We start from the raw sequence: 16,207 nt of genomic DNA, 5'->3' as shown, positions 1-16,207 counted from the left end.
CAGCAAGTGAGAGGGGATTTCCGGCGTATGGATCTGCCATACACATACACACACCAATACAATTATGTTATTCCATGCCAATTTGTTGGAGCAAACCGATGGTGTCATAGATGAAGCGGAACTCGATCACCTTGTTCTGCGCCAGGCGGAAACACTCAACACCTTTAAAGGACACACGTTTGTTGGTCGCTGGCACATTCCTCCATGGCCCTGAGTGGGTAACATACTCCGTGAGCCAGACCATGACCGTATCCCCTTCCGCGACAATCTTCTCCACGGTATGATGTCTCTCAGTAAAAGTCGTGCTCAAAGCCGATAAGAGTTGTTTATGGCCTTCGAGCGTTGGCGGGAAACCAGACGGAGCCAGATCAGGGTAGCTACATGCGGGATCAAAAAACGAAAACATGCTTTCCATATCGCCCCGATTTAAGGCCTCAAACGCTTGCAGGACAAGAGCTTTGTTCTCCTCTGCAGACATAGAGCTACTCCTCTCATCATACGCTTAAAATATGACAATCCTCTTCCGCTGAGTGCCAGCCACCCCGAAAAGGGATAGCGCTTTATATTCGGCCATCCCTTTAACACCTCTACTTCGCTTTGCGTTTGCCCAGATAGGCGTTGACGCTGGCAACCTTGATCTTGTTGCTCTCGTCGGTGAGCAGCACGCCCTGGCTGCGCAGCTCGCGCACCCGGCGTTCGGAGAGTGCCAGCACCTCGGCGGCTTCAGAGACGCTCATCGGCTTGCGGCGCGTCAGTTTGCCGGTGGCCGACGATATCTTCGACATAGAGGCGGTATCACCGGATGGGATGTAGGGCGCCATATCTTCCATGGTCAGGAAGGTGTTGACATCTTCCCCACCAGCCCAGGCGGGCAGGAAGGCATTGCCCTCAGCGCCGTTCCTCAAGCCAGCGGTGATGGCACTAGCTTCAAGCTCGCCGCTCTTCTGGCTACTATCAATGATGTACTGTGTCGCCTCCATCGAGAGCGGCTCGGTAATATGCTTCAGCTCATCCTCGCTACTTTGCAGCTCCTCTTCGGCCAGCTCTTCATCGTCCAGGGGCTGGGTGACAACCAGCGACTCATCTGATTGCTGGAACGAGGTAGGCGCGGGCGTCTCCATCACGAGCTCAGCCGCCTGTTCTACCTCGGCTGGCTCTGGCTGCTCAACCACCACAGACTCCTCTATCTCCTCCACAGCTGCCTGCTCATGCAGAACCACCGTCTGTGCTGGTAGCTGTGCGCCATTAATGGAGGCCACAGCCCGCGTGGATGACACTTCGGCGCCGGTCGCCAGCGCGGCTTGATTGGCGGCCTGCTCAGTCGTCAAGACCTCGTTAACCGCGGCGCGGGCCTCTAAGGCCGTATTTTTCACGCGCTGGATCACACTTGGCTGCCGCGTGCGCGCTTTATATTCAGCCAGGCGGCGCTGCTGCTCTTCGAGCTGTTCCAGCTCATCCACTTTCGCCGCCAGTTCGGCCGCGCTCTCATTTCTCGAACTAAAGAATTCCGCCACCACCGAATAGGCCAGATTGAGGAAGGCGAACGACGAGGCTAGAATAGGATTCAGCATCCTCAATGTATCGTTTACGCGCAGCTCATTGCCCTGGTAGGTCATGGCATATTCCCAGTTGACAAACCAGCTAAAGGCGGTCAGGGCCACAATAAAGACCCAGGTAAAGCTCTGGGCATACCAGGGCATATTTCCACGGAAGAACATCACCCCAACGGTCAACACCAGTGCCGTCAGGTCAATACTCACCGCCAGTGTATAAGGGTTAACCCAATCGGAGGGGTCGGCCTCAAAATTATGAAAAAAGGTGGCCACGTGCCGGATCGATGCAGCCAGGAAGGCGATATACGCAAAAATAAAAATTACCCGGATAATAACGCGAAAAGCTCCTTGCCAGGTCATGAGCGGTCCTCTCTATACAATGCTATACGTGCGTTCAAGCTCTTTTATCCTATCAGCTAAATGCAATGCTTTTCTACTGCCTGGTGAATGATCCGCAGCGATTACTTCAGTCTATGCAATCCCTCAACAATGCAACACACGACAACTATAACATGTTTTTCGTGCTTAAACTTTCGGGGGATTAGAGATTGGAGCGACTTGAGAACGCCGGTGAAACGGCCCCCACCGCGTCTTTTACGCTCTAGAAAATTCGTTTGAGAATAGCCCGAAGGTCACTTTTGTCTCCCCTCATGGATTGATGGAAAGGTGCATGCCCCACAGAAAAAATCTGTCGCTGGCCCGGATAGCCTTGAGAGAGAAATCGTGCATCGAAACGACATAGACGATGCCATTCTCGACATGGGCCACAAAGCCCAGCACATCAAGCTGAGGGCCATCGTTGGCGGCGATGTTGTAGGACCAGCGCGTCTGGCCGTTGCGAGCGTTGAGGGCGATCACAATGCCGTTGGTGAGGGAATTGATATAGAGACTACCATCGCTGACCTGGATGTCGGGATCAGAGAAGGTAGAGGGACTGTGCCAGAGCAGGTGACCATCGCTGGCGCGCAGGGCGCTAATGCTGGTGTGCGCGCTGACATAGACGATACCATTCTGCACATCGGAGAAGGCGGCATAGCCATATTGGTAGCGCCACAGCGAGCGGCCGTCAGTTGCATTCCAGACATCGATCCAGTTGTTGAGTCCTTGATCGTAGACATTGAAGTAGATGCGACCAGCGGCGATGCGTGCCAGCGAGGCATTCTGTTCCAGCGGACGCTCCCAGAGCAGGCTCCGATCGGCTACGCGCACAGCGGTCATCACCAGGTCATTGCGCACGGTATAAATGATCCCCTGCTGCACGATAATATCACGCGGAGGACCACTGGAAATCGCATAGCTCTGGAAGAGCCTGCCATCGCTGACATGGAACGCGAACAGCGTGCCCCCGGTAGTGCCACTGATAAAGGTATACACCAGGCCAGCATCGGCCTGCAGCAGCCAGCCGGAATTTGGGCGGCTCCAGGCTATACCACCATCATTCAGCCGATAGGCCACCAGCGTCCCGTCGTTAGAAACCACCAGCAACAGACCGTCAGCTTGCGCGGCTACCGCCGCGCCACTCCCCAGTTTTCGCTGCCAGAGCTGAGTGCCATTGCGTACATCCAACACATGTAACGTGTCATCGAGCTTATGGAGATAGACCTTGCCATCAGCCACGCCGAAATCACGCACATCCTGGGTGGTGCGCCACAGCAGATGACCCGTGGCCGTATCAAAGGCAGAGACGCGCCCATGGTCAGCATTATAGCCCGGGGCGGCCTTCATCACAGTAATCCCACCCCAGGTGAGCATGGTGAGCAAGGGCGGGGCCTGCTGGCCGCCAGCGTTGGTGCTGGTAGCCAGCGGCGAAGGCACACGGGTCACAGGCCGGGGGAAGAGCAAGGCGACATCAGGCCACAGCAGAACCAGCACCACACCCACGCCCAGCAGCGTCAGAGCGGAGAGCAAGAAACGGCCGCGGCCCGAGAAATGCTGCCCCTGCAGTAAGCGCGGCCGCGCCCCGGATCGCCCCTCATCCAGGCTATCCAGATCTACAATCTCAAACTCACTGGCGGCCAGATCGTCCGGCTCAGGCTCGCGCACGCCTCACCTCTCGCTCCTCTCAATCAATAGCAATCAATCGCATAGAACAAGCTACATCTTTAATGCAGTATCAGGCTTGTATGCCACAGTATCTCTCTATCTAAGACGCTCAACGCATTCAAAGATGTATCATTATGCAGTACCAGGTAGACCACCCCTTGATCAATCTGCACCACATACCCCCGCGCATTAGAGTAGGAATGGCCGGGATCGCCGATATCATAATGCCACAGCAGATTCCCATTCCTGCCATTGACAGCATTGACCACCCCATCCTGCTCCGAAACCACATAGATACTCCCACCCTGCAGCTGCACATCCGAGATCGCGATGCTGGTCTCATACAGCCAGACCAGAGAACCATTCCTCGTGTTCAGGGCCGTAATGCCCTGCGTATCCCGCAGGTACACCATCTGCGGTTGAACAGCCACCACCGAGGCGTTGCCCGATAGATAACGCCAGGCCGGCGCCCCGGTCTGAGCATTGAGCACCACAAGCTCACTAATCTGGGCATTTTCGATATAGACCAGCCCACCAGCTACCTCAATCAGGCTCTCCTGCGGACCCATAGGGCGCCGCCAGAGCAGCCGATTATCGCTCACCCGGATCGCCGTCAGCACCGCGCTGGCCCCATAGCTATACACCACCCCATTCGCGATCTTCACCGCCAGTGGCATTGATTTCAAGCTCGTTGCCACCCATACACTATGCCCATCGCTCACACGCAAAGCCATCAAATACTTACTCGCGGATGCCTGCTTCTTAGAGGGAACCGCGACCAGCCCCTGATAGGTATAGACCAGGCCCTGATCAACTTTTAGCAGCTGGCCCGCATCCGCTGCCTGCCATTGCAACAACCCATCCGCCACCCGATAAGCCATCAGATCCTGCCGACTATTCTGCACATACAGCAGCGCGCCCTCCTCCGACACCACCTGTGTATCCGCCCCTAGTTGTGTGTGCCAGACCAGCGACCCATCCCGCTCGCTAATCCCATTCAACGAATGATCGGTCTCCATCACCCATAGCTTCCCATCCAACGCCCCCGCATCCAGAATCGTTGCCTGCGACTCCCACACCACCTGGCCGCTCTCACGGCGCACCGCCACCAGATGGGCTGCCGTCCCACTACCAGGCACCAGGACCTTAGCCACCACCATATCCCCAGCGAGAAGGCCGACACCACCGGAGACTGTCCGGGCACCGGCAATGCGTTCATATCCACAGCTTTGATCTGCACCTGAGGCCCGGCGGGTCGCGCCACCAACGACTGCGACAACTGCACCAGGTTCGGCCACAACAATCCACTCACCACCAGCAACCCCATCACACTCAACACCAACAACCCCAAACTCAACTTACGCGACAAACGCTGCCCCTGCAGCACCCGATCCCACCATCGCCCCCGGCCACCGCCGGCCGGCCTCTCATCTAAATCAACCACCTCAAACTCATCATCAAACAGATCCTTCTGCTCATCATAGCCCAAAATACACCTCGCAAAAACATCCGAAGCGCCAACAAAAAAAACAACCAGACACACACAAATAAAGTGTAATCAACCCACCCCCCTTTGTAAAGCATTCCACTCCTCATACTCAATTGCCCCATTAAACAGGAGGTGCAGGAGGACGGCTAGTCCTCCTGCCGGGGGCTGACTTTTTATCACAAATCTAGTTGATTCGAAAGGAGGGAAGCGAGTTGCATTCCCTGCAACACGTTCTGGATATACATCCACCCCAACCACAAGGTTTTCCATCCAGGTGGGCCATCGCCTTTGCGACCCAAGTAGCCACCATGACGTGCAATGCCATGCCAGCATTGCTGCACCGTCATGGTTTTTGCTGGATGCCCACTCAAATGAGCCACCACCAGGACAATATCAGTGGGTATCACTGCCCGTGCCAGCTCGTCAGGACATTGACGCGAAAGCACACGCAATTGCAACAAGCGCACGGCAATGGGGGCAATGATGCCCAGCAACGTTCGCAACCCCTCGTAATCCCGAATCTCTCGTTCTTCCATATGGCATCCCGTCTTGAGACCTTGGTGATAGTCCTCAACAATCCAACGCCTGCGATACCACTCGACCCGCTCTTGGGCTTGAGTTGCCGTGTGGGTGGGGACCGAGGTCAACAAGATCCAGTCCAAGGCTTCAACCCCTTCTGGGGGATCAGGTTCCCACACACGGATGACCCAGATCACCAGCGGACGCCACTGGTTGGCTTCCCGTGTGCGGGGAGGCAACAGACGCACGGGCTGCCAACTCACGGCCAAAAGGGCCTTGCGGGCCGGGTGTTTCTGGCTACTCTTGAGTTCCAGCCACATGCTCGACCGAATGGGCATCTGCTTGACCACCTCCAGCAAATGCAGCGTGGGGCTACGATGATGATGCGATCGTGGGGCACCGGTGTCTCTCCTTGTTCCACCAACAGATCAATACAGCGATCTTCATAGGCCCGGACGAGAAAATCACACCCCTGCTCTCGACATTGGCGCATGAACGCAAAGATGTCACTGTAGCGGTCGCCCATATGAATCCATTGACTGCCAGCAGGAGGCGAGCCCAGGATGCGCACACTGCGCTCCCATACCTCCGATTCCCGTTCGCGTTTCCAGCGTTGTTGCTTGCTCTCTTTCTCAGGGGCTGGCTGGCGCAAAAAGGGTTCTTGATGAGCCAATCCCAACAACTGATCGTGCTGAGGTACAACAGCCAGGACGCTTTGCAACAGAAAGCCGTGATGCGTTCCGTTGCCAATGGGCCCCAGTCCACGCGTCGTAGGATGAGCCTGGTAATCCATCTCTGTGGTATCCTGAATCAACAAGACCTGTGCCTGCTGGTGGCATGCTTGCCGTGTGTGTTGCAGGTGGGGAGCAACCAGATGTTCATACGAGGTATGCGACGAATGCACAAATCGATAGGCCGCTTCCAAGCCCGCCGGGCTCAACACACCGGGCAGAGACGCTTGTGGATGCTGCGCAAGGTGGAACGCAAGATCGACGGCACGCTGCACACGACGTGGATCGCCCAGTTGGACCGAGCCAAAGGTGGCTTGAGCCCACTGCTGAGACGACAACAAGATTGCTGGAGACAACATCACCTTCTCCTTTCTTTTCGTTCTTGGTCGTTCCAATGGCATGTGCACCAAGAACCGTGGTTTTTCTGCTTCCACGATTCAACGACTAAAAATGTGATAAAAAGTCAGGCCGGGGGTGGGGTGTCCCCACAATCTTCCTTTTTTCCCCGGGCCGCCGCCGCAGGCGGCAAAGAATCCCACACGATTGATTACCTTGAACCAATATGCTATACTAAGAAATCCTTAGTACTGTTAGTGGAATACCAGATCTGTCAACATTCAAAAACAACGGCTACTGTGACATAGTAAGCATTGTAACAAAGTAGAACGTCACATCTTAGAATGTACATCTCCCTTCTAAAAAGGAGAACAGCTATGGTAGAACATTCTGCATCGGTTATCGTGAAAGCTCCCATTCACCAGGTCTATGAACTCTTTACACACTTCAATGATTTTCCTAAATTCATGAGCTTTGTTAAAGAGGTTACCTACCACGATGAACAGCGCAGCCACTGGGTCGTCAAGGTCATAGGGCAATATGATTGGGATGCTGTCAACGAAGATTGGATTCCGGATCAACAGATTGGCTGGCGTTCCACGCGCGGACTCAAAAATTCTGGCCGGGTCAAATTCCGTGCCCTGGGCCCTGAGCGTACCTCGGTCGATGTCTATATTCGCTATACCCCTCCCACAGGCCCACTGGGCAACCTGGGCGAACAATTTGGCGTCAATGCTTACTTTGATAGTGTACTCAAAAAAGATATGTCCAATTTCGCACGGATGGTTGAAGAGGCTCCGGCTGGCGCACTCGATCCCATGTCTTCCCATTATCTTTTCCACCAGGAGAGCGCGACCCAGAAGGGTGAGATTACTCCTCGACAGAAAGCTGCAATGGCAAGAGATCCGATGATGAGCCCACAGGCCCTGGCCGAGCGACAGGCGAAGATAGCGCAGGAAGCTGAGCGTCGTCAACGTCTGAAAGCCGAGCAGGAGGCCGAGCAACAGCGCAAGGTGCAGCAGGAACGCGAACTGCAACGGGAGCGCGAGATCATCCTGGCCCAGGAGGCGCAGAAACGCCGCCAGGAAGAGCGGGAGCGGGAAGCGGCGCTGCGCAAGGCAGCCACGGTTCCACTCGATCCACGCCATACCTATGCGGCCTGGGCGCGCGGACTGGGCGATCGCGATGGCTCACGGGTACGCGATCCCAATATCGGACAAGATCCCATGACGGCGCGCCGGCGCAGTAAACCCGGCATCTCAGCCAAACCCCCTACGGCCGAATAAGTTACAGATGGCAACCGTTTTGGCGCCTATTTCGTGTACAGGGTAGACGTGATTGCCCAGGACGGCCGGCCATCGTATGCTGAAAAAGTTTTATGACCAGGCATGCTCGCCCATATCCAATACAATCAAGCATGCCTGGTCACTTCGTTCTTTATCGAGCTACACCCCGACCATCTGACAAACAGTACATATGTTATGTGGGCGAAGGAGGAGTAAGTAAGTTATGTCAGAACATCATGCATCAGTAATAGTCCATGCGCCAGTAGAACAGGTCTATTCGTTCTTCACGCATTTCAATGATTTCCCCAAATTCATGAGCTTTGTTAAAGAAGTGACCTACTATGATGATCAGCGCAGCCACTGGGTCGCCCAACTGGCTGGCAGCCATGAATGGGATGCCGTTAACGAGGGCTGGATCCCTAACCAGCAGATCGGCTGGCGCTCCACCAATGGTCTGGAGAATACAGGGCTGGTACGCTTTGAGGCCCTGGGACCCGACCGCACACGGGTCGATGTCTACATCTCCTATACCCCACCAGCCGGCGTCATAGGCCAGGTGGTCAATAGTATGGGAATCGATCAGCGCTTCCAGGAATCGCTACAACAGGATCTGGAACACTTCGCCCGCATGGTTGAGGAGGCTCCCGCCGGAGCACTTGATCCGATGCAGTCGCACTACCTGTTCAATAAGCAGAGCGCGGTCGCACAGAATAAAGCCACGGAGCGGCAGGCCGCTTCTATGCAGTCCGATCCGATGATGAGCTCGGAGTCGTTGCAGTCGCGTGAGCAGCATGTGCAGCAAGAAGAGGCCCAGCAGCAGCACCTGCAGCAACATGAGCAGACGGCCCGCCAGGAGCAGCAGGATCGCGAGCGTCAGGTCGCGCAACAACAGGCCGACCAGCTGCGAGCACAGGCCGAGCACGACCGCGCAGCCTATCAAGAACAGGCCGCCAAGCGCAACGCACCCGCCGAACGTCCGCTGGACCCCGTCTACGACACCATTGGTGGCCGTAATGCCTCTATGGATCGGGCCGCCATCGGTGACCAGGATGCGCGCTCTGAACGCTATCCACAGTCTCATGAGGATCCGATGCTGGCTCGCTCGCCCAAACAGCAGGCGGCCTCCGATCAGCCCTCCGTCTCAGATGTGGAGGTTGAATCTCCCTGGCGCGCCAGCATGCATGGCACCACCACGCCCGAGCCGCCAGAAGAAGAGGATCGCCATCCAGAAAAGTAAAGCTGACAAAAAAAATACGGCACCGCACTGGTGCCGTATTTGTATTTATGCCTCCTCGGAGGCAGTTGAGGCCAGGGGAAGCATAAACCAGAAGCTCGATCCCTTCCCTACCTCACTATCTACCCCGACCTGTCCCCCATGTCGTTCAATAATCGTCCGGCAGATATACAAACCTAATCCCAGGCCAACACCCGAACCGCTCTGCACCACAATCCCTGCCACACGATAGAAACGCTCCCAGAGCCGCGCCTTCTCTTCAGGCGGCAAGCCAGGTCCCTCATCCAGCACCGAAACTTTAGCCGCGTGGTTTATCAATTCGATGCGCGCCTCAACCGGTCGATCCCCGGCCGAATATTTCAGCGCATTAGTCAAAAAGTTGGTGACCACCTGCCCGATGCGATCAGCATCGGCAAATATCGTAAGCGCTTCCTGCCCACTATCATTACGCAACAGGATCACGCGTCCCGGGGCCGCCATCCGCTGATCTTCAACCGCCTCGCGCGTAATCGCCACCAGGTCATAATCATCCATGTTGAGCTCTAAGCGATTGGTCTGGATGCGCGATACGTCCAGCAGATCTCCAACCAGACGATTCTGGATGCGCACCTGCCTCTCAGCTCGATTCAAGAGCTCCACGATCAGGTTCAACCTGTCCTGGTACTCCAACGCCACCTCGTCAGGCAACGCTAAGGTGGACACACGCCGTTTGGCCAGCTGGATATTACCGTTGATCGTGGTCATAGGGGTACGCAGCTCATGGCTGGCAATGCTCAAAAACTCATCCATGCGCCGGTTCGCCTCCATCAGCGCCAGCTCATTGGCCTGTGACGCGGCCCGCTCCTCCAATAGCTGCTCTCGCTCCAACACCAGCGCCATCAACCTTGATATCGCCTGCACCAGCACCAGTTCATCGCTCGACAGCTCATGGCAATACTGCCCGCCATCCAGGACCATCAATCCGATGATACGCGCATGCATAATGATCGGCACCAGCAGGTAAAAGCGCGGCCGACCCGCAGAGGTGCACTGCCCAATGTCGAACACAATCGGCTGGCCCTGCTCCTGCATCACTTGCAGCTGCTCCGAACTCACATGCTCACTCAGTCGTGTATCCACCAACGTCGCCTGCCAATGCTGCATCTCCTCCGGCGAGGCCCCGATCACGGCCGTTGACTGCAGCAGCTCGCTCTCTAGATCGATCAGCATGACCCCCACACGCGAACAGCGCAACACACGCCGGCCCAGCTTCATCAGCCGCCGCAATACACTATTGAGGAGAGATGGCTCTTGCAGTTCACTGGTGGTGACTCGATCCGTTCCCTGGACCAGAACCTGCGCCATCTCAAGCAAGGTCTGCAAAACATCATTGGTGCGTTTCTCCAGGCGCCTGCGTGCAGTAATATCATGGAAAACAATCACCCCCCCGATGATCTCCCCGCAACTATCACGTATCGGGGCACCACTAACATCGGTCTGGACGGTGCGCCCATCGAGGGTAACAAAAGTCAGGTCCGCAGACTCACCACCAGCGATCACTTCCCCACGCAATATGCGTCTTACCGGCCAGTCATCTTCCGCTAATGGCTCACCCTGCACATCGCGCAGTTGGAGCAGCACACCACGTTCCAGCATCGGCAATTCCGTATAATTCACCGCAGGATCGATCCCCATCATCTGGTGAAAAGCCTGGTTAGCACGAATTATCTTTCCCGAACGATCATAAACGACCAGGCCATCAGCAATCGTTTCAAAGACAGCCGACAGGGCCATAACCTGCTCATCCGCCGGCAGAGAAGTATCCAGGACAGCGGTTTGCCGTAAACTTTCCAATTCACCTTCAAACTGTATGCGTTGCCGCTGCCCATATGCTAAAGCGGTATCGCGCTCCTGCTCTAACTCAGCCACGCGCGCGCGTAGCATCTGTAGTTCATCTCGAAGTTCTTGTTCCGTACGCACTGAACCTTTCAATCCCATCAATCATTGCAAAATAGTATCTATATCTATGGTAAGCAAAACCTGAGGCATCATAGAGATTATGTATTTTTATATTGCTATTATACACCAGCTCAAACCAGCTTCACAAAAACTATCTGAAACCCAGGGCTTTTTAATGTTCCTCTTTGGCGCCTGCGGCGCCAGAGTGGGGGTGTGGAGTGTGATTGGTGGGCGGCCGCCCACCAATCACACTCCACACATGAAAGAATGTCCACAGCTATCGAGTCATCCCCATTTCGTGCTACCATGAGAGGGTGAGAACCAGCTAGCAGCACTAACGCTGGCTCTTAGAACAATGATTTATCAGCATGTAAGGAGATTAGCATGGCATCCCAGGAATCCAGCAACACATCCCCTGTGCGGGTCGCCATTATCGGTTACGGACTCGCCGGTTCCGTTTTTCACGCCCCCTGGTCGACGCGACGCCGGGCATGAAGGTGGCTGCGATTGTCACCAGCAACAAAGAGCGTCAGCAGAGCGCCCACACGCGCTATCCTGACGCCAATATCATTGAACATGTCTCAGAGCTGTGGCAGAACGCCGCCAGCTATGATCTGGCCGTAGTGGCCACCTCGAATAATATGCATGTGCCCTTAGGGATTGCCGCTATGCGTGCCGGCCTGCCGGTAGTCGTCGATAAGCCGATGGCCGCCACGGTTGCTGATGCCCAGCAGTTGCTCGACGCCAGCCGTGAAACGGGCCAGCCCCTGACAGTTTTCCAGAACCGCCGCTGGGACAATGACTTCCTGACGGTGCAGAAGCTGCTGTCCGCCAATCTGCTCGGCCCCCTCACGCGCTTTGAATCCCGCTTCGAGCGCTATCGTCCCACGCCCCGCCAGGGAGCCTGGCGCGAATCCGCCGATCCCCAGGCGGCCGGTGGCCAGCTCTACGATCTGGGTAGCCACCTGATCGACCAGGCCCTTCACCTCTTCGGCAAACCCAGCAGTGTCTACGCCGAAATGTTCCTGCGGCGTCCGGGCGCGCAGGTCGATGACGACAGCTTCGTCGCCCTGCAATTTCCCAGTGGCATCACCGCCCATCTCTGGATGAGCCAGGTTGCCCGCATCTCAGGTCAGCGCATGCGCGTCAGCGGCCTCAACGGCACCTACGAAAAATGGGGACTCGACCCCCAGGAAGACGCCTTGCGCGCCGGTAAGCAGCCTGGAGATCCTGATTGGGGCCGTGAGCCACGCGACCTGTGGGGCCATCTCTCAACCGATCTCGGCGAAAACAGCGTCCATTTCGACGGCCCCATCGAAACCGTTCCTGGAGCCTACGAACAATACTACGCCCAGGTGCGCGACGCCCTGACCAAAGGCGCCCCCATGCCGGTCGACCCCAGTTCCGTGCTCGAAGTCATCCGCGTCATCGAAACCGCCCAGACCAGCGCCCGCGAACACTGCACCATACCCATCGCATAAAATAAATTGCATATACGCCCCTCACGAACTCTTTTGCCCCTCCCCATCCAAAAAGTACGTGCGGGGCTTGCCCCCGCTTCATTCGTTCCTGCCTGAAAAGCAACAAGAATAGCGCTATGCACGCAAACATATGCTTGCAAATCGTTATTCTTGTTGCTTTTTCGAGCAGGAAGATTAAAAGCGGGGACAAGCCCCGCACGTACTGATCTTTATTCTTGCTGCGCTACTGGCTAGACGGAATGAAACGAGGGCAAGCCTCGCACCTACCGGGCCGAACCTATACACATCGTTTTATTGTTGCGTTATCGCTCGCAACTCTCGGGGACAAAAACATCGTGCACATCCGCGCCATCCTGGGGTTGATAGCCAAGGGTGGTGCGCGCATGTTCCAGGTCATAGTAGTGAGGGGTATTGTTCGAGACACCATAGAAAATATCGAAGGTGATGTGTTCGGCCTCCAGGCTCTTCTCTACCAGCTGGACCAGGTCGCGGTGGCTGATCCAGAGCGCCGCCAGCCGTTCCGGGGACTCATGGTAGCTGTGCTCCGCTGGTACGTGCCTGGGTGGCAGATCACGATGGGTGATACTCCCAATGCGCAGGCAGATGACGCGCAGCTGCTTGCTCTCAGCATAGTAGCGGCCCAGCGACTCGCCAAAGCTCTTGCTAACCCCATACAGGCTATCGGGGCGCACCGGCACAAGATGGTCAATCAATGGCTGGCCGGTACGGTAAATATCGGGGGCGTTCTCCAGATCATAGTTGCCTACAGCATGATTTGAGCTGGCAAAGATCACCTGCCCGACACCAGCCCTGGCCGCCGCCTCATACACGGTATAGGTACCAGAGATATTGTTATGCAACACACTATCCCAGGAAGCACGGGGCGAGCCATCCGCCGCCATATGAATAATACTATCCACCCCCTGGCAGGCCTCCACCAGAGCCTCTATATCATTAATATCAGCCACTACAGCATCGACCTCGGGGATCGGATGTTTAGAGAACGAGCGAATAGTATAGGTTGGTTCTAAAGCCTTGCGCAACGTTGTTCCAATCAGACCACCGGCCCCGGTAATCAGGATAGTCTTTTTCACGTATGTCCTCCATGCCAGTTATGAGTGACCTCCAGCCACTACTTACTATACACTTAGCCCTTATGATCGGTTGAGAGGTAGCCTGCGTACCATTCCTCAACGGCTTGCAAGAAGGCCACACCCGTCTCAATGACGGCCAGTGCCTCTTCGAGTACGCGTCCATGACCGTAGTAAGTCACCGCACATTGGTAGAAGCGCCGTATATTGCGGCCCATCGGAGTATGCGCAGGCAACAGGTGGAAGGCTGAACCTTTGGGCAGGCGCCAGATCTCCAGGGGCTGCTGCGACTGCAAAGTCAGCACGCTATAGAGAGTGGGCCAGACATCGGTACAGATGTAGCGCACCCGCCTTTCCAGGTGTCCGCCACCAGTTCCCAGCAAATCCTCGGAGGTATCGGCGATCGCCGTCGGAACGCGCTCGATGGCGCGCCTGGAGCCCTGCATAATCTGCTCGGCCGTCGCCTCAGGCACCGACAAATGCCCATAAATCATATGATAAGCGCCGGGAATAGGTCCGACCTGATTCTTCGTGCGTTCGGTTTTGATATCGGGGGATTTCGCATATGCCTGGATATATTGAAATGGGGCTGGATCAATGGTCGCCAATTCATGCTGGATAGCCATCGTCAACGCCACCGGCAATTGTCCATTTTCCTCCAGGGCCGTGCCTTTCAGGTACAACTGAAAATCGATGTCACTACAGCCGGGGATGAAGCCACCCTTCAAAGCCGAGCCGTGCACCAGGATACCAATACACACTTTCTGCAGATGATTCAAATATATCCGGGCGGCCGCCTCAACGATTGGGCGCGCCTCTGGAACCAGGGGAGATACATCAAACACGTGCCTACCTGCGCCTTTCTATGATTGAATGCCCCACGGCACTTCTCATCAAGCGATGTCTATCCAATAGCGCAACTTCTTTACTGAAGAGCCTTCGATATACACCGCATTTTCAAACTGCCCACCATTATATTCAATCACTTTTTTGGACCCGATGTTCGTTTCATCGCAGGTAACCAGAGCCCTGGTGATTCCTAAAGCCAGTGCCTTCTGTAAACCCAGCTGCAATATCTGCCTGCCATATCCCGACGACGCCAGGAGGGCCGAATCTGATAGCCGATATGCCCACCAACCTTCAAGAGAAACGCATTCAACTCATGCCGCACCGTCAGATTGCCCACATACACCCCATCCTGCCCATCCCCCTCGATCAGCCAGTAGCGTGTGTCCGGCACAAAATCAGGCGGCAAAGAGGTCCGATTATAAACCCTATTCACATGCTGTAAATACCCATCAAAATCAGCGGTCAGGCGCGGCAGATTATATTGCAGCAAAGTCCCCTCCTGCTGAAACTCTTTCAAGCCCTCCAGGAAACTCTCCTTATATTGCGCGCTCGGCTCAGTTAGAAACAGCATTATCAATCCTCTCAGCAGCAGGCAAACCAATGTACTGGAAAGCAACAATAACAAAGATCTGTACATGCGGGGCTTTTCCCCGCTTATTCCACTCCTACTTTTAAAACACAAATTAAACGAATCGCATCCTCGCCATTATCCTTGCTAATTTTTCAGGCAGGAAGGTTAAAAGCGGAGACAAGCCCCGCACGTACATAGCTTTTCTGGTTTCTTCTTTGGTTGTTTATAGTATAGATGCTCTGTGCGAGCTTGTATAGTGAAACCATGGTCAACCACGCTGGATGGGTGATACACTGAGCAGGTGAGGTAAGATGCCTGACACTAACGATAGAGAGGGGCAATATTTTCGATGAGTAGTCTTACATTGCTGGGTACGGGCACCTGTCAGATCGAATATGAGCGCCGTGCCTCCAGTGTGCTGTTAGAATTAGAGCAGACCCATATCCTCTTTGATTGCGGACATGGTATCGTGCAGCGCCTGCTAGAGGTTGGCCTGCCCCACCACCAGCTCTCGCATGTCATCCTGTCCCATTTTCATCCCGACCATGTTTCAGACCTCATCCCCTCCTGCAGGCTGGTGCCTGGTCACAACGCGATCCGCGCTCCACCGATCTGCATATCTATGGACCTCCAGGGGTCCAGCAGTTGATCGATGGCCTGATGCAACTCTTCGGGCCGCGCAGCTTCCAACAGCCGCATTACCAGGTGCGGGTCCATGAAATCACGGAGGATCAGTTCTCGATCGGAGACTATCACTTCGATTTTCTTAGCCTACCACCGGCCGGGAATCATGGCCTGCGCTTCCAATGGGGAGGCCAGACCTACGCCATCACGGGCGACTCACACTTTCATGCCGAGGAGATCGAGCTGCTCACACATAGTGACCTCGCCATTATCGATGCCGGGCATATCAGCGATGCCGAGATCGTCGAGCTAGCCGTCACCACCCAGGCGCGCCGCATTATCTGCTCGCACCTCTACCGTACCCTGGATGGGCCTCAACTTCAACAACAGGCCCGACAGCGCGGCTATCAAGGCACAATCCAGGTGGGCTATGACTTCCTCTCTTTTACGCTCTAAATAAAA

General features: G+C 55.5%; 16 protein-coding genes. 6 read left to right on the top strand and 10 right to left on the bottom strand.

What is annotated here, in order from left to right:
* Positions 1-67: 67 nt before the first annotated feature.
* From EL645_RS17065 to EL645_RS17040, 6 genes are all read right to left on the bottom strand, one after another.
* Positions 68-478, bottom strand: a complete 411-nt coding sequence (locus EL645_RS17065) for an ester cyclase (RefSeq protein ID WP_126551639.1) — start codon at positions 476-478, stop codon at positions 68-70.
* 109 nt (positions 479-587) lie between these two features.
* Positions 588-1,913, bottom strand: coding sequence for a cytochrome c oxidase subunit 3 family protein (locus EL645_RS17060; protein ID WP_126551638.1), 1,326 nt, complete (start codon positions 1,911-1,913; stop codon positions 588-590).
* A gap of 288 nt (positions 1,914-2,201) precedes the next feature.
* Positions 2,202-3,596, bottom strand: a complete 1,395-nt coding sequence (locus tag EL645_RS17055; protein ID WP_126551637.1) for an outer membrane protein assembly factor BamB family protein — start codon at positions 3,594-3,596, stop codon at positions 2,202-2,204.
* A gap of 59 nt (positions 3,597-3,655) precedes the next feature.
* Entirely contained in the window at positions 3,656-4,750 is a 1,095-nt protein-coding gene (locus tag EL645_RS17050; protein WP_126551636.1) for an outer membrane protein assembly factor BamB family protein, read from the bottom strand.
* 511 nt (positions 4,751-5,261) lie between these two features.
* Positions 5,262-5,924 (bottom strand): IS4 family transposase, encoded by a 663-nt coding sequence (locus EL645_RS17045; RefSeq protein ID WP_246035552.1) that lies wholly within the window; start codon positions 5,922-5,924, stop codon positions 5,262-5,264.
* Positions 5,864-6,694 (bottom strand): IS4/Tn5 family transposase DNA-binding protein, encoded by an 831-nt coding sequence (locus EL645_RS17040; RefSeq protein ID WP_161977428.1) that lies wholly within the window; start codon positions 6,692-6,694, stop codon positions 5,864-5,866. Before EL645_RS17040 ends, EL645_RS17045 begins: the two co-directional genes overlap by 61 nt.
* 354 nt (positions 6,695-7,048) lie before the next feature.
* Here EL645_RS17040 and EL645_RS17035 point away from each other — a divergent pair, with 354 nt between their 5' ends.
* A complete protein-coding gene (locus EL645_RS17035) occupies positions 7,049-7,957 on the top strand; it encodes an SRPBCC family protein (protein ID WP_161977427.1) in 909 nt (302 codons plus the stop codon).
* Positions 7,958-8,180: 223 nt separating this feature from the next.
* Positions 8,181-9,194, top strand: coding sequence for an SRPBCC family protein (locus tag EL645_RS17030; RefSeq protein WP_126551632.1), 1,014 nt, complete (start codon positions 8,181-8,183; stop codon positions 9,192-9,194).
* Positions 9,195-9,239: 45 nt separating this feature from the next.
* On the opposite strand, the gene EL645_RS17025 is transcribed toward EL645_RS17030, so the two are convergent.
* Positions 9,240-11,150, bottom strand: coding sequence for a sensor histidine kinase (locus EL645_RS17025; protein WP_161977426.1), 1,911 nt, complete (start codon positions 11,148-11,150; stop codon positions 9,240-9,242).
* Between the two features lie 363 nt (positions 11,151-11,513).
* Here EL645_RS17025 and EL645_RS41055 point away from each other — a divergent pair, with 363 nt between their 5' ends.
* A complete protein-coding gene (locus EL645_RS41055; RefSeq protein ID WP_218031879.1) occupies positions 11,514-11,624 on the top strand; it encodes a Gfo/Idh/MocA family oxidoreductase in 111 nt (36 codons plus the stop codon).
* A complete protein-coding gene (locus EL645_RS17020; protein WP_218031878.1) occupies positions 11,621-12,610 on the top strand; it encodes a Gfo/Idh/MocA family oxidoreductase in 990 nt (329 codons plus the stop codon). Before EL645_RS41055 ends, EL645_RS17020 begins: the two co-directional genes overlap by 4 nt.
* A 302-nt stretch (positions 12,611-12,912) precedes the next feature.
* Here the strand turns inward: EL645_RS17020 and EL645_RS17015 are convergent, their stop codons facing one another.
* The 3 genes from EL645_RS17015 to EL645_RS17005 form a co-directional block, all read right to left on the bottom strand.
* Entirely contained in the window at positions 12,913-13,704 is a 792-nt protein-coding gene (locus tag EL645_RS17015; RefSeq protein WP_161977425.1) for an NAD-dependent epimerase/dehydratase family protein, read from the bottom strand.
* Positions 13,705-13,757: 53 nt separating this feature from the next.
* Positions 13,758-14,546 carry a hypothetical protein gene (locus EL645_RS17010; RefSeq protein WP_126551629.1) on the bottom strand — a complete coding sequence of 263 codons (789 nt, stop codon included), beginning with the start codon at positions 14,544-14,546 and terminating at the stop codon, positions 13,758-13,760.
* Positions 14,547-14,740: 194 nt separating this feature from the next.
* Entirely contained in the window at positions 14,741-15,121 is a 381-nt protein-coding gene (locus tag EL645_RS17005; RefSeq protein ID WP_126551628.1) for a GNAT family N-acetyltransferase, read from the bottom strand.
* A 349-nt stretch (positions 15,122-15,470) separates the two neighbouring features.
* Between EL645_RS17005 and EL645_RS17000 the strand changes: the two genes are divergently transcribed.
* The gene (locus EL645_RS17000; protein ID WP_126551627.1) at positions 15,471-15,770 is read left to right on the top strand and encodes an MBL fold metallo-hydrolase; all 300 of its coding nucleotides are present in this window, start codon (positions 15,471-15,473) and stop codon (positions 15,768-15,770) included.
* Complete coding sequence (locus EL645_RS16995) at positions 15,767-16,201, top strand: MBL fold metallo-hydrolase (RefSeq protein WP_170207706.1); 435 nt, start codon at positions 15,767-15,769, stop codon at positions 16,199-16,201. The genes EL645_RS17000 and EL645_RS16995 overlap by 4 nt, the downstream gene beginning before the upstream one ends.
* Positions 16,202-16,207 lie beyond the last annotated feature (6 nt).

Source organism: Dictyobacter kobayashii, assembly GCF_003967555.1.
GTDB lineage: Bacteria > Chloroflexota > Ktedonobacteria > Ktedonobacterales > Ktedonobacteraceae > Dictyobacter > Dictyobacter kobayashii.
The sequence above is the reverse complement of the archived record's forward strand: the minus strand, read 5'-3'. Positions and strand labels throughout refer to the sequence as shown.

What these genes read in the sequence shown, in the direction of transcription:
- EL645_RS17000 (WP_126551627.1), top strand. Translation starts at nt 15,471, where the DNA reads ATGAGTAGTCTTACATTGCTGGGTACGGGCACCTGTCAGATCGAATAT.
- EL645_RS17030 (WP_126551632.1), top strand. Translation starts at nt 8,181, where the DNA reads ATGTCAGAACATCATGCATCAGTAATAGTCCATGCGCCAGTAGAACAG.
- EL645_RS17020 (WP_218031878.1), top strand. Translation starts at nt 11,621, where the DNA reads ATGAAGGTGGCTGCGATTGTCACCAGCAACAAAGAGCGTCAGCAGAGC.
- EL645_RS17005 (WP_126551628.1), bottom strand. Translation starts at nt 15,121, where the DNA reads ATGCTGTTTCTAACTGAGCCGAGCGCGCAATATAAGGAGAGTTTCCTG.
- EL645_RS17065 (WP_126551639.1), bottom strand. Translation starts at nt 478, where the DNA reads ATGTCTGCAGAGGAGAACAAAGCTCTTGTCCTGCAAGCGTTTGAGGCC.
- EL645_RS17035 (WP_161977427.1), top strand. Translation starts at nt 7,049, where the DNA reads ATGGTAGAACATTCTGCATCGGTTATCGTGAAAGCTCCCATTCACCAG.
- EL645_RS17040 (WP_161977428.1), bottom strand. Translation starts at nt 6,694, where the DNA reads ATGTTGTCTCCAGCAATCTTGTTGTCGTCTCAGCAGTGGGCTCAAGCC.
- EL645_RS17045 (WP_246035552.1), bottom strand. Translation starts at nt 5,924, where the DNA reads ATGTGGCTGGAACTCAAGAGTAGCCAGAAACACCCGGCCCGCAAGGCC.
- EL645_RS41055 (WP_218031879.1), top strand. Translation starts at nt 11,514, where the DNA reads ATGGCATCCCAGGAATCCAGCAACACATCCCCTGTGCGGGTCGCCATT.
- EL645_RS17060 (WP_126551638.1), bottom strand. Translation starts at nt 1,913, where the DNA reads ATGACCTGGCAAGGAGCTTTTCGCGTTATTATCCGGGTAATTTTTATT.